Genomic DNA, 12,309 nt, shown 5'->3' on the forward strand with positions numbered 1-12,309 from the left:
TGCTTGAGCGACTGGGTCTTCATGATGTCGGTGTACTTGGCGCTGCCGTGGTCGAACGGGTTGATGCCGGCGGCGCGACCTTCCTCGTTGATGTGCTCGATCAGCTCCATCCCGACGTCCGCGGCCATCCGGTCGCGGAACTCGATCATTTCCTTGAACTTCCAGGTGGTGTTGACGTGCATCAGCGGGAACGGCGGCGGCCCGGGATAGAACGCCTTGCGTGCGAGGTGCAGCATCACCGAGGAGTCCTTGCCGATGGAGTAAAGCATCACCGGATTGCCGAACTCGGCGGCAACCTCGCGGATGATATGGATGGACTCGGCTTCGAGCTGCTTGAGATGGGTCTGGCGCTGAGCGCTGACGATAGGAGCTGTCATGGTCGATGTCTCACGGTCGCCCTCTGAAATCAGATGGCAAAACAGAATATGGGCTTCTCTGGGAGTCAACCCTAGCGAGACTTCGGTAATAACGTCAAAGAATCAAAGATGATCCAAAAAGCGTTTTTGGTTATAAACAGCTAGAGATCGACGCGTTCGATCCAGGTCGACAACGACTCGCCGCGCAGATCGACGACACGTAAACCGGGCCGCGCCGCCTCGTCGATCGCGAACTCGTGGCTCTTCGGCAGGAACTGATCCGAGGTCGACGGACACCCATAGACGGCCACGACGCCCTGCCAGGCGGCAAACGCCTGATGGATATGACCACAGATCAAGGCCTTGACCTGCGAATAGGGCGAGAGCGTTTGCCACAGCGCGTCCCGGTCCTTCAGACCGATGGCGTCCATCCACACCGAACCGATATCCAGCGGCGGATGATGCAGCGCGACCAGCGTCGGGCGATCGTCCGCCTCGAGCTGCCACGCCAGCCGCTGCAGCTGGTCCTGCCCCAATTCTCCGCCGGGTTGACCGCTGATCCGAGAGTTCAGCAACAACACCCGCCAACCGTCGAGATCGAGCTCTTCGTGAAAAGGCTGGCACTCTTCCATCAGCTCCGGCTGATCGTGGTTGCCGGGGATCCAGAACCACGGGCACCCCACGGCCGCGAAGGCCTGGCTGGCGTGGCGATAGGCAGCAGGTGTCTCATCCTCGGCAATATCGCCGGTGACCAGCAGAATATCGGGCCGCAGCGCCCTGGCGCGCTCGACGACCGCCTGCAACTGGCGCAGCGGAAACCCCTTGCGCGACGTGCCTCGAGGGTCGGCCAACAGGTGACAATCGGTGATCTGGATCAGGCGCATCAAGGCGTTTCCGGTACGTCGACGGCGTGACCGTGCGCCAGCCCATGCTGCAGCCACTCCCCCAGAAAGCGGTTGAGCTGCAATTTTTCATCGGGCTGATGCATCTGCGGGTTGGGATAGCGATAGCGACCCTGGAAATGGCGTTGACGCTGAAAGTCGGTCACTTCCGCCATGTCCGCATCGTGGTAGAGATGCACCGTCATCCGCGGCGAATCGACGAAGCTGTCCAGCACGCCGGTCTGGGAAACCCGCGCAACCGTGGTGTACGGCGCCTGCTCGAGCACCTCGAACCACAGAGTACCGAAGCGTGCGTGTTCGCCCGCCAGCGGCACTTCCTTGATGTCACCCGGCTCCATATCCATGACGAGACGGCACAGCCGCAGATAATTGCTGCTGCACTCCGCCTGAAGCGTCTTGAGATCGGTGACGTAAGCGGTCTTTCTCATGGTGTTCTCCTGGCGCATGACGGCCTCCAGTCAGCTCGAGTGTCCGGCGCAGCCGCAGGTGATCGTCGACGACTTGCCGCCACTGCTGTGCTACCGACTCTCGCTTCAGGCCTTGGCTCTCAGTGTGGCGCGCTCGCGTGCCAGCCAGTGAAAGCCAATCAACGCCATGGCATTGTCCAATTGTCCCGCCATCAGTCGATCCCATGCCTCGGGAAACGACATGACGTGAACCAGAATGTCTTCGTGTTCGTTTTCGACGCCGTGTATGCCGCCGAGCCCCGTGCTGTCGATCAGGCCACAGAACAGCGTGACCTGCTCGGTGCAGGCGCCAGGACTCGGATAATAGCGATGGAGCTCGATCAGTTCACCGATATCGCAACCCGCTTCTTCCTGCGCTTCGCGGCGCGCGACATCCGCCGGTGTCTCGCCGGGCTCCACCAGTCCGGCGACCGGCTCCAGCTTCCACGGCGAGATCGGATCGTCCAAAGCGCCGGCGCGGATCTGCTCGACCAGCACGACATGGTCATGAATCGGATCGTAGAGTAGTACGCCGACCGCATCCCGGCGAACGTGAACTTCTCGATCGATGGCCTCGCCCCACTCGCCATTGAACCGACGATGACGCAGGCGACGCTTCTCCAGGCCAAAGAAGCCCGAGTACAGCGATTGATCTTCGAGTCGCTCGATATCCTTGGCATCGAAACGATTGACCCGGTCGATCTCACGATCCATGTCGCGGCTCCTTGCCTGGGAACAGGAGCCTCATTATTGCGGCACCGCGAACCGATTCCAACCGCTGCCGTCCTGTTTCGCCGGCAGTTGGCATTTCCGGCAGCCATGATGGGGGCTTCAACACTTCCGTGCGATGCGGCAGGTTTCACGCGGAAGCCAGGCTAGCACCTGCTTCAATCAGAACTCACGGAAGTTCGCGCCAATCAGGCGGATCGGCGACGACACCATCGAACAGGAGACGCCACCAGACAGGATCGCTCGGATGACAGGATCGCTCGGATGAATAGATCAACGAAAGCGCGCGCTGGACTATCGGCCTGGGCCGCTTCTCAAGGCCGCTCTGCACTGGGTAGCGCTTACTGATGCTCGGCCAGCCAGCGCCCGGCCTCTTGCCGCAGCGCCTCGTCGGAGGGACGGCCGGCCCGAGGTTGGCCATCGACGGCGCGTTTGGCGTACGTCAACGCCTCGGCAGCCTCACCCTGCTCCTCGAGGAACTGGGCGTAATAGAAGTTGGTATCGATTCCATCGGGACGAATGCTGACCGCCTTGTGCAGGAGCTCCCGGGCCTTGTCCGAGTCTCCGAAAGCGATCGGCCAGCCCGGGGCATGCTGGTAGAGCGCGCCCAGCGTCACGTAAGCCGAGCCACTTTCCCCCTGTGGGTCGAGGGAGATCGCCTTTTCCAGCACCGTGCGAGCCCGCTTGGCCAGATCCAGCGCCCCCAGCCCGCCCTTCGCCTTGGCGAAAGAGGCCAGGACGACGCCCTGAGCCGTCAAGACATGGGGATTCTCAGGCTGGCTGCGGGCCAACGCATCGGCTTCGTCGGCAAGGTCCTCGAACGCCTTCAACTGCGCATCGCCCTGCATCTGATATTCGACGTTGCCCCACCGCTGCATCAGCGAAAACAGCGTTGAATCCGGCATTTGCGCGACCGCCACCGTTACCCAGATCAAACCGAGCAGCGGTGTCATGACCAGCCATCTCGAAAGCTTCGGGAAATGTCTCCATCGATAACGAGGAAATAAGGATTGAGGGCCCTGCCGCCACGGCTGTCGCATCGACATCGCTCCATAAAGATCCGTAGCCGCAATCTAACGAGCGTTTGAATTTATCTCTATAAGGTTTTAGTCGCAGAACGAAAGGTATGACTGGCACTTGGTTAGGGTTCCATTACAAACCGATGAAACCAAACCCGTGAAAAATCACCAGCGCTATGGATATCGAGACGATCGCCAGGAGAGCTGCCAATATGCTGCTGTGAAATGCGATATCCGAATCTCCATGCACCTGGCTGCTGACGCCATAGGTAATGAAGCCGACCGCCAAAGCAGGTAGGGTAATCGAACCAAGAATCATGGGGTACGAGAGTATCACCCTGTAATCTCCGTAGCCTGACTCTTGATAACCTACCACACCGCGTTATCGATTGGCGCTGCGCCATTCGTCATGGATCGGGTCTTATGAGGCATCAACAAAACATCGCCGAATTGCCGATGCTGGGATATTAGCCATCATGCCTCATAGCTAGTCGCGAGGAAGTTCCGAACCGTCGTAGTCCTGAGTATCGTCCGGCTGTGATCCAGGCTCGCTGGAAGTCTCGCGTTCGTAATTGCGAGCGGCTTCAATAGCTTGCGGCTCGGTCTCATGCCGAGAAATCTCGCGCTTCCCATTGGGATCCGTGACGTCTACCACGCGCCAGCCAGACACGATAATGCTCTCTTGTGTTTCTTCCTTGATGGGTTCGATACGTGCTGTACGAGTCATATGGCCTCCTGCCTGATAAGCAATCTGCCACTCTGTATAGCTCAATAGCTCACAAACTTCCTGGTTGCGATCTTACTTTCCGCGAGGATGGCTATTTCAATATAACCAGGGCAGCCAAGTAGCTCAGGAGGACTTTGGCAACTTCATGCGCGCGCTGAAGATGCTCAGCTCTTGCACAGAGATATGAAAAGAGCGGTTGAAGCCGGGTTCGGGAAAAGTCATCGGATGGGAAGAGAGAAATCTGAATGTGTCACAGTCGCGGCGAAGGAAGGCGAGCGTCACGATATGTGTCACTTCAGCCTACAGGTTCGAGTGCTCATATCGCTCTCATGAGGAAAGGATAAATAGAGAGCAATTGAAGGGTTGGAATGGTGCCGGCGGTCGGACTCGAACCGACACACTGTCTCCAGCGGCGGATTTTGAATCCGCTGCGTCTACCAATTCCGCCACGCCGGCAGCGGGGAGGCATTATACGGACGCTTGGCCCGGCGTCAATCACCACGCTGACTTAATCGGTCGGGTGCTTTATGATGGCGCCCTTTCGAACGCTACCCGACCATCCTGATTCGAGCCGATACGCGACCTACGCCATGCAGCGCGCCGATTTTCATTTTGATCTGCCCGACGAGCTGATCGCTCGTTACCCTTCCGAACAGCGAACCGACTGTCGCCTGCTGTGCGTCGACGGTGAATCCGGTGCGCTGGAACATGCTCGCTTCCCCGATCTGTTGTCGAGGCTCGAACCCGGCGATGTGGTGGTATTCAATGATACCCGCGTGATTCCAGCACGCCTGTTCGGCCAGAAGGCGAGCGGCGGCAAGGTCGAGATGCTGCTGGAACGCCCGCTGGACGCCCATCGCGGGCTGGCTCATCTGCGTTCGAGCAAATCGCCCAAGCCAGGCACGGAGCTGATCTTCGAGGGCGATATACATGCCGTCGTCGAGGGCCGCCGAGACGCCTTGTTCGAACTGCGTTTCCTGGGCGAGACACCATTGATCGCCCTACTCGAGCAGCACGGCCACATGCCGTTGCCGCCATACATCACCCGCGAGGACGAACTGACGGACCGCGAGCGCTACCAGACCGTCTATGCCCGCCGCGAAGGCGCCGTGGCCGCCCCCACCGCCGGGCTGCACTTCGACGAGACGATGATGGAAGCCCTGCGCGCCAAAGGTGTCGAGACGGCCTTCGTCACGCTTCATGTCGGCGCCGGCACCTTTCAGCCGGTGCGCGTCGACGACATTCGCGAACATCACATGCACAGCGAGTGGCTGGAAGTCGATGAATCGGTCTGCGAGCAGGTCAACCGCGCTCACGCGGCCGGCAACAAGGTGGTCGCCGTCGGCACGACAAGCGTGCGCTGCCTGGAAACCGCCAGCCAGAGCGAAAGCGGTGAACTGGTACCCTACCGCGGCGAGACCGATATCTTCATCTACCCCGGCTATCGCTGGCGCTGCGTGGATGCGCTCGTGACCAATTTTCATCTGCCGGAGTCGACCCTGTTGATGCTGGTCTCCTCGTTCGCCGGCTACGAGACCGTGATGCGTGCCTATCAGGAAGCCGTCGCCGAGCAGTACCGCTTCTTCAGCTATGGCGATGCGATGTTTTTGACTCGCCAGCCCAACTGATCCACAAACGCTTTGCACGCGGCTTCGGGCGCGTTGTCATAAGACGCAACTGAACCATACACGTTTTGCGCGCGATGTCAGGCGCGCCGATGTCACAGGCTTTGCGCGCGGCCTCGGGCGCGTCCATATCACAGGCTTTGCGCGCGGCTTCGGGCGCGTTAAATCGCGCGGATTCGGGCGCGTTAAATCAAGAGAGACACCATGCGAGACGAATGCTTCATGAAATTCGAGCGACTGGGCCAGGAAGGTCGCGCCCGTCGCGGCCGGCTGACCTTCCCGCGCGGCACGGTGGAAACGCCGGCCTTCATGCCGGTAGGTACCTACGGCACGGTCAAGGGCATGACGCCTAAGGATGTCGAGGCGATCGGCGCCGAGATCATCCTCGGCAACACTTTCCACCTGTGGCTACGGCCGGGCACCGAGGTGATCGAGGCCCACGGCGACCTGCATGACTTCTCCCAGTGGCAAAAGCCGATCCTGACCGACTCCGGCGGCTTCCAGGTGTTCTCGCTCGGGGCAATGCGCAAGATCACCGAGCAGGGCGTGCATTTTCGCTCGCCGGTGGACGGCGCCAAGGTCTTCATGGGGCCGGAAGAGTCGATGGCAGTGCAGCGCTCGCTGGGTTCCGACGTGGTGATGATCTTCGACGAGTGCACTCCCTACCCCGCCACCGAAGACGAGGCGCGGAAATCGATGGAACTGTCGCTGCGCTGGGCGGCCCGCTCTCGCGCCGCGCACGGAGATTCCCCGTCGGCGCTGTTCGGCATCGTTCAGGGCGGGATGTACCCCGACCTGCGCAAGCGCTCGCTCGAAGGGCTGCTGGAGATCGGCTTCGATGGCCTGGCGATCGGCGGCCTCTCGGTGGGCGAGCCGAAGGAAGAGATGATCGGCGTACTGGATTATCTGCCGACCTGGATGCCGGAAGACAAGCCGCGCTACCTGATGGGCGTCGGCAAGCCGGAGGATCTGGTCGAAGGCGTACGTCGCGGTATCGACATGTTCGACTGCGTCATGCCGACCCGCAACGCCCGCAACGGCCACCTGTTCACCGCCGACGGCACCGTCAAGATTCGTAACGCGACCCATCGCCACGACACCAACCCGCTGGAAGCCGACTGCGACTGTTACACCTGCCAGCACTTTTCTCGCGGCTATCTACACCACCTGGATCGGTGCGGCGAAATGCTCGGCTCGATGCTCAATACGGTTCACAATCTCCGCTACTATCAGCGCCTGATGGCGGGTTTGCGCGGGGCTATCGAAGCGGGTACATTGGCCGACTTCGTAGCACAATTCTACCGGCGACGCGGACTGCCCGTGCCGCCCGGGGTCGATTGACAGGATTCAAACCGGCCGTCGGCCGGCATGTCGTTTCGTCAGTCTCATCCAGGTAACGGTTTCATTACACGACCATTTCCCTACACAACCTTCGGAGATACATCCATGCTGGACTTTTTCATCCCTGCGGCTCACGCCCAGGAGGCGGGCGGCCCTGCCGGCGGTGGTATTGCCCAGATCATCATGCTGGTCGGCTTCGTGCTGATCTTCTACTTCCTGCTGTGGCGCCCGCAGTCCAAGCGCGCCAAGGAACACAAGAAGTTGATCACCAACCTGTCCAAGGGTGACGAAATCGTGATCGGTGGCGGGCTGCTCGGCCGCATCACCAACGTGACCGACGATTTCATCAGCATGGAGATTGCCGAGGGCACCATCGTCAGCGTTCAGAAGAGCGCCGTGGCCTCCGTTCTCCCTAAAGGCACGTTGAAGTCGCTGTAACGCTCCTGGCTGCCGATGCTTCCCATCGGCAGCCATCTCTTTTTGCGACACTCTTCGCACGACGATCGTCGCCAGATCGTCATTGATTGAAAGGACAGGGCTTCCATGCTCAATCGTTACCCCCTGTGGAAGTATCTGCTGATACTCATCGTCTGTGTTGTCGGCGTCATCTACGCGTTACCCAATCTTTACCCACAGGACCCCGCCGTCCAGATCAGCACGACCAACGGTTCTCTCGGCGATCAGCAGCTCGACCGTGTTACCCGGGCGCTGGCCGAGGAAGATATCCAGGTCAAATCGGCAGCGATGACCGGTAACAACACCGCCCTGATTCGGCTCGCCGACGCCGAACAGCAGCTTCCCGCCCGCGATGTGGTCGACGAAACGCTCGACGACGACTACACCGTGGCGCTCAACCTCGCCGATTCCACGCCGTCCTGGCTGACCAGCCTCTCCGCGGCACCGATGAAACTCGGTCTCGATCTTCGTGGCGGGGTGCACTTCCTGCTCGAAGTCGACATGGATGCCGCCGTCGAACAGCGACTCGAGGCAACGGCAAGCGCCATCCGTGCCGATCTTCGCGACGAGCGCATCCGCTATCGGTCTACCGACATCGACGACAACGCCCTGCATCTCGAATTCGCCAACAGCGAAGACCGTGATGCCGCCCGCGAGCAGATCAGCCAGACGTTCAACGAGTTCCAGCTGGAGAATCGTGAAGAGGGCCGCCGCGCGTTCCTCGACATGACGCTGACCGAGCAGTCGATCCAGGACATTCAGGATTACGCGGTCCAGCAGAACCTGACCACGATCCGCAACCGCGTCAACGAACTCGGGGTTTCCGAGCCGCTGGTCCAGCGCCAGGGCCCGAGCCGCATCGTAGTGGAACTGCCCGGCGTGCAGGACACCGCCGAGGCCAAGCGCATCGTCGGCGCCACCGCCAACCTGGAGTTCCGCCTCGAGGCACGCCCGGACACGCCGGATGCCGAAACCGAGACGTTCCCGTTCCGCAACAGCCCGCAGCGCACCGCGGTACTGTCGCGTGACGTGATCATCACCGGCGACCGCGTATCCAGCGCCAGCCAGGGCTTCGACCAGAACGGCCGCCCGCAGGTCAACATCAACCTCGACGGCACCGGCGGCTCGTTGATGAACCAGGCGACCCGCACCAACATCGGCCGCAACATGGCGGTGCTGTATATCGATCACAGCACCGAAATGCGCACCGTTACCAAGGATGGGCAGCAGGTCCAGGAGCGTATTCCGACGACGAGCCGCAGCATCATCAGCCTGGCGACGGTACAGAGTGCGCTCAGCAACCGGTTCCGCATCACCGGCCTGGACTCGCCGACCGAAGCCAGCGAACTGGCGCTGTTGCTGCGCTCCGGCTCGCTCGCCGCCCCGATCTACTTCGTTCAGGAACGCACCATCGGACCTAGCCTTGGCGCCCAGAACATCGAGCGCGGCATCTTCTCGGTGATCGTCGGCGGCCTGCTGGTCGTGGCGTTCATGTTGATCCGCTACAAGGCCTTCGGCGTCATCGCCAACGCCGCGCTGGCGGTCAACCTGGTGCTGCTGATCGCGGCCATGTCGCTGCTGGGCGCCACGCTGACGCTACCCGGCATTGCCGGCATCGTGCTGACGCTCGGCATGGCGGTGGATGCCAACGTGCTGATCTACGAGCGCATAAGAGAAGAACTCAGGCGCAAGACACCGGCGCAGCAGGCGATTCATGCCGGTTACGGCCGCGCCTTCACCTCGATCGTCGACGCCAACCTGACCACGCTGCTGGTCGCGGTGGTGCTGTTCTCGATCGGCACCGGCCCGGTGAAAGGCTTCGCCGTGACGCTGTCGCTCGGCATCCTGACCTCGATGTTCACCGGCATCCTGGTGTCGCGTGCCCTCGTCAACCTCTCCATCGGCGGCAAGCCGGTGAAGAAACTGTGGATCTAGGAGACGCGAGCAATGCGCCAATTCGATTTCATGGGCAAGCGCCGCATCGCTTTCATCGTCTCGATCGTGCTGACGATCGTATCGATAGCGGCCCTGGCCCTGCTGAACCTCAATCTCGGTCTCGACTTCACCGGCGGTACGGTCGTCGAGCTCCACTATGCCGCGGTACCGTCGCTCGACGACATCCGTACGCTGCTGGCCAACAGCGGCTTCGAAAACTTCTCGGTACAGACGTTTGGTGCCGCCGACGAGATTCTGGTACGCCTGCAACAGACCTTCAGCAATGACGTCGGCAATCAGGTCGTTTCGGCACTGAGCAGCAGCGGCGCCCAGATCGATCTGGTTCGCGCCGAGTTCGTCGGCGCCCAGGTCGGCGACCAGCTACGCGACCAGAGTGGCCTGGGCATGCTGGTGGCGCTGGCCGGCGTGGCGGTCTACGTCGCCTTCCGCTTCCAGTACAAGTTCGCCCTGTGCGCGATCATCTCGCTGGGCCACGACGTGCTGATCGTGCTGGGACTGTTCGCGCTGTTCCAGTGGGAGTTCGATCTCACGGTGCTCGCGGGGATCATGGCGGTCATCGGCTACTCGCTGAACGACACCATCATCGTCTACGACCGGATTCGCGAGAACATCCGCCTGTCCCGTAGCGACAATCTGGCCCAGATCTTCAACGAAGCCATCAACCAGACGCTGTCGCGCACCCTGGCGACCTCCGGCACCACCTTGCTGGTGCTGTTCGCGCTGTTCTTCCTCGGCGGCGACATGATCCACAACTTCGCGATCTCGCTGATCCTGGGGATCGTGGCCGGCACCTTCTCCTCGGTCTATGTCGCCGCGGCGCTGCTGATCGTGTTCAAGCTGGAACGCCAGGACCTGATCCCGGTGAAGAAGGAAGAGGTCGAAGAAGAGCTGCCCTGAGCCGGAAGGCCCGCAAAGCGCCTCATCGGCAACTCGGCAACAGCCTCGCAAACCCCTCTTCGGAGGGGTTTTTTACGCCCACCCTATTGAAACCCTTCCTGAAACCTTGCCGGTCGAGGCGTTTAGTCAACTGCACCCATGGCTTCCCGGCACGCCGATAAGTGCGAATCGAATCCCGTGAGGTATGATGATTCGCTGCCGACTGGCATGCTGTTCGATTTCGCCCGGATAACCGGTTTCCTTCGTCACGTTCACGAGTCTTTCATGGCCCCCATCTTTGCCGACAGCAGCGTCGCCCGCTGGCTTCTCGTGCTGGTGATGATCGCCGGCGTCTACTTCTTCATCGACTTCCTGATTCCCGTGCTGGCCGCGCTGATCATCTGCGTCGCCAGTTGGCCGCTCTATCAGCGGCTGTTGGCGAGTTGCGGCCAGCGCCGGGCCCTGGCCGCCAGCATCGCGCTGGGCCTGATCATTCTCTGCCTGGTGATCCCCCTGGTGCTCGCCTGCTCCTACGCCTTCCAGGAACTGAAGGGCTGGGTCGGCTGGCTGATGGTCGCCAACGAGCGCGGCATTCCGACGCCCTCCTGGGTTGCATCTCTTCCGGGCATCGGAACCTGGCTGGCCGAGCAGTGGCAAGCGTCCCTGGCCGAACCCCACGCGCCGGAGTCTCTGATTCAACTGGTAGGCGGCGAGCATATCGGCAACATTTCCCGCTGGGTGCTCGCTCTTGGCAGCAATGCGCTGCATCTGGCGCTGACCCTGCTGTTCATGCTGATCACGCTGTTCTTTCTCTACCGGGATGGCGCCGGCATGGCGCGCCAGCTGGACATCGTCGGCGAACGGGTACTGCCGGCGCGCTGGCAGCGCTTCTCGCGCGTGGTGCCGGCGACGATCAGTTCGACCGTGATGGGCATGGGCCTGATTGCCCTCGGCGAAGGCCTGGTGCTCGGTACCGCCTACTGGATCGCCGGCATTCAGTCCCCGGTCGTGCTCGGCGTCATCACCGCGTTCATGGCGCTGGTGCCCGGTGGCGCGCCGCTGACGTTCACGCTGGTCTCGCTCTATCTGCTGGCAACCGGACACATGGCCAACGGCATCGGACTGTTCATCTGGGGCGCTTTCGAACTCTTCGTCGTCGACAAGACATTGCGCCCGCGTTTGGTAGGCGGCCCGATCAAGCTCCCGTTTCTGCCGACCTTCTTCGGTCTCGTGGGGGGCGTGAAAACCATGGGGATCGTCGGCCTGTTCGTCGGCCCGGTGCTGATGGCGCTGCTGGTCGCCAGCTGGCGGGAATGGCTGCATGACGACAGCGCCCCGGATGCCCCGTCGGAAGCCGAGCGCTGGGGCTACGGCAAGCGCAGACCGGCCGCCACGAGCCGCTCCTCCGCCACACGCCGAGACGATTCGAGGGGCATGCGAGCGGCGGCGAGCACGAACGCCGACGCCAATGCGGATATCAGCCGCTAGCCTCGTCACGGGCTCATTGCGCCGGTTCATCGTTGCGAGAACGACCGGGGCGCTACCGTTCGAGCCGAAGACCGTGACGTCTCAACTTGCGCACCACGCTCGGCTGACTGATACCCAGCCGTTCGGCGAGCATGCGATCGGCTTCATGCTCAAGGATGGGTTGCTCGCCAACTCGCCGATCTATGCCGGGCTCGCCTTCGGCATGATCGCGTTCGTCGTGGGCAGTCTGCTTACCCGCCCCCATTCGATGGTGGCATTGACGCCCTGATTCGATCGGACCGGAACTCGCGACTCAACCCCAACGCAAAAGCGCCCTGCCGGGATAACCCGACAGGGCGCTTTCTGGTGATTCGCCTGGTGACGAAGCTTGCCGACCGAGACCGCTAGC

14 protein-coding genes and 1 tRNA gene are annotated in these 12,309 nt (G+C 61.6%); 7 read left to right on the forward strand and 8 right to left on the reverse strand.

Annotated features, from left to right (window positions below):
• The 8 genes from BC443_RS00585 to BC443_RS00620 all read right to left on the reverse strand — a co-directional run.
• Positions 1-377: phosphoadenosine phosphosulfate reductase family protein (locus tag BC443_RS00585; protein ID WP_170835830.1), on the reverse strand; the 377-nt coding region annotated here is incomplete at its 3' end.
• A 140-nt stretch (positions 378-517) separates the two neighbouring features.
• Entirely contained in the window at positions 518-1,240 is a 723-nt protein-coding gene (locus BC443_RS00590; RefSeq protein WP_071229899.1) for a phosphodiesterase, read from the reverse strand.
• Positions 1,240-1,686, reverse strand: a complete 447-nt coding sequence (locus tag BC443_RS00595) for a DUF1249 domain-containing protein (RefSeq protein WP_071230002.1) — start codon at positions 1,684-1,686, stop codon at positions 1,240-1,242. The genes BC443_RS00590 and BC443_RS00595 overlap by 1 nt, the downstream gene beginning before the upstream one ends.
• A gap of 105 nt (positions 1,687-1,791) precedes the next feature.
• Positions 1,792-2,418 (reverse strand): NUDIX domain-containing protein, encoded by a 627-nt coding sequence (locus BC443_RS00600; protein WP_071229900.1) that lies wholly within the window; start codon positions 2,416-2,418, stop codon positions 1,792-1,794.
• A 356-nt stretch (positions 2,419-2,774) separates the two neighbouring features.
• The gene (locus BC443_RS00605; RefSeq protein ID WP_071229901.1) at positions 2,775-3,386 is read right to left on the reverse strand and encodes a tetratricopeptide repeat protein; all 612 of its coding nucleotides are present in this window, start codon (positions 3,384-3,386) and stop codon (positions 2,775-2,777) included.
• A gap of 199 nt (positions 3,387-3,585) precedes the next feature.
• On the reverse strand, positions 3,586-3,771 hold the full coding sequence (locus tag BC443_RS00610; protein ID WP_139284217.1) for a hypothetical protein: 186 nt from the start codon (positions 3,769-3,771) through the stop codon (positions 3,586-3,588).
• Between the two features lie 168 nt (positions 3,772-3,939).
• A complete protein-coding gene (locus tag BC443_RS00615; RefSeq protein WP_071229903.1) occupies positions 3,940-4,179 on the reverse strand; it encodes a hypothetical protein in 240 nt (79 codons plus the stop codon).
• 369 nt (positions 4,180-4,548) lie between these two features.
• Positions 4,549-4,635, reverse strand: a tRNA-Leu gene (locus BC443_RS00620).
• A 134-nt stretch (positions 4,636-4,769) separates the two neighbouring features.
• Between BC443_RS00620 and queA the strand changes: the two genes are divergently transcribed.
• The 7 genes from queA to BC443_RS18975 all read left to right on the forward strand — a co-directional run bounded on the left by queA (position 4,770) and on the right by BC443_RS18975 (position 12,189).
• On the forward strand, positions 4,770-5,807 hold the full coding sequence (gene queA / locus BC443_RS00625) for a tRNA preQ1(34) S-adenosylmethionine ribosyltransferase-isomerase QueA (RefSeq protein WP_071229904.1): 1,038 nt from the start codon (positions 4,770-4,772) through the stop codon (positions 5,805-5,807).
• 219 nt (positions 5,808-6,026) lie between these two features.
• Positions 6,027-7,145, forward strand: a complete 1,119-nt coding sequence (tgt, locus tag BC443_RS00630; RefSeq protein WP_071230003.1) for a tRNA guanosine(34) transglycosylase Tgt — start codon at positions 6,027-6,029, stop codon at positions 7,143-7,145.
• Between the two features lie 105 nt (positions 7,146-7,250).
• Positions 7,251-7,583 (forward strand): preprotein translocase subunit YajC, encoded by a 333-nt coding sequence (yajC, locus tag BC443_RS00635; RefSeq protein WP_071229905.1) that lies wholly within the window; start codon positions 7,251-7,253, stop codon positions 7,581-7,583.
• A 105-nt stretch (positions 7,584-7,688) separates the two neighbouring features.
• Entirely contained in the window at positions 7,689-9,536 is a 1,848-nt protein-coding gene (gene secD / locus BC443_RS00640) for a protein translocase subunit SecD (RefSeq protein WP_071229906.1), read from the forward strand.
• Between the two features lie 12 nt (positions 9,537-9,548).
• Positions 9,549-10,454 (forward strand): protein translocase subunit SecF, encoded by a 906-nt coding sequence (gene secF / locus BC443_RS00645; protein ID WP_071229907.1) that lies wholly within the window; start codon positions 9,549-9,551, stop codon positions 10,452-10,454.
• A 264-nt stretch (positions 10,455-10,718) separates the two neighbouring features.
• Complete coding sequence (locus BC443_RS00650) at positions 10,719-11,921, forward strand: AI-2E family transporter (RefSeq protein WP_083387141.1); 1,203 nt, start codon at positions 10,719-10,721, stop codon at positions 11,919-11,921.
• Positions 11,922-11,994: 73 nt separating this feature from the next.
• A complete protein-coding gene (locus tag BC443_RS18975) occupies positions 11,995-12,189 on the forward strand; it encodes a hypothetical protein (protein ID WP_247643183.1) in 195 nt (64 codons plus the stop codon).
• Positions 12,190-12,309 lie beyond the last annotated feature (120 nt).

The organism is Salinicola sp. MIT1003 (genome assembly GCF_001858555.1).
In the GTDB taxonomy this organism is placed as follows: domain Bacteria; phylum Pseudomonadota; class Gammaproteobacteria; order Pseudomonadales; family Halomonadaceae; genus Salinicola; species Salinicola salarius.

What these genes read in the sequence shown, in the direction of transcription:
- BC443_RS00590 (WP_071229899.1), bottom strand. Translation starts at nt 1,240, where the DNA reads ATGCGCCTGATCCAGATCACCGATTGTCACCTGTTGGCCGACCCTCGA.
- BC443_RS00595 (WP_071230002.1), bottom strand. Translation starts at nt 1,686, where the DNA reads ATGAGAAAGACCGCTTACGTCACCGATCTCAAGACGCTTCAGGCGGAG.
- BC443_RS00600 (WP_071229900.1), bottom strand. Translation starts at nt 2,418, where the DNA reads ATGGATCGTGAGATCGACCGGGTCAATCGTTTCGATGCCAAGGATATC.
- BC443_RS00605 (WP_071229901.1), bottom strand. Translation starts at nt 3,386, where the DNA reads ATGACACCGCTGCTCGGTTTGATCTGGGTAACGGTGGCGGTCGCGCAA.
- BC443_RS00610 (WP_139284217.1), bottom strand. Translation starts at nt 3,771, where the DNA reads ATGATTCTTGGTTCGATTACCCTACCTGCTTTGGCGGTCGGCTTCATT.
- BC443_RS00615 (WP_071229903.1), bottom strand. Translation starts at nt 4,179, where the DNA reads ATGACTCGTACAGCACGTATCGAACCCATCAAGGAAGAAACACAAGAG.
- queA (WP_071229904.1), top strand. Translation starts at nt 4,770, where the DNA reads ATGCAGCGCGCCGATTTTCATTTTGATCTGCCCGACGAGCTGATCGCT.
- tgt (WP_071230003.1), top strand. Translation starts at nt 6,027, where the DNA reads ATGAAATTCGAGCGACTGGGCCAGGAAGGTCGCGCCCGTCGCGGCCGG.
- yajC (WP_071229905.1), top strand. Translation starts at nt 7,251, where the DNA reads ATGCTGGACTTTTTCATCCCTGCGGCTCACGCCCAGGAGGCGGGCGGC.
- secD (WP_071229906.1), top strand. Translation starts at nt 7,689, where the DNA reads ATGCTCAATCGTTACCCCCTGTGGAAGTATCTGCTGATACTCATCGTC.
- secF (WP_071229907.1), top strand. Translation starts at nt 9,549, where the DNA reads ATGCGCCAATTCGATTTCATGGGCAAGCGCCGCATCGCTTTCATCGTC.
- BC443_RS00650 (WP_083387141.1), top strand. Translation starts at nt 10,719, where the DNA reads ATGGCCCCCATCTTTGCCGACAGCAGCGTCGCCCGCTGGCTTCTCGTG.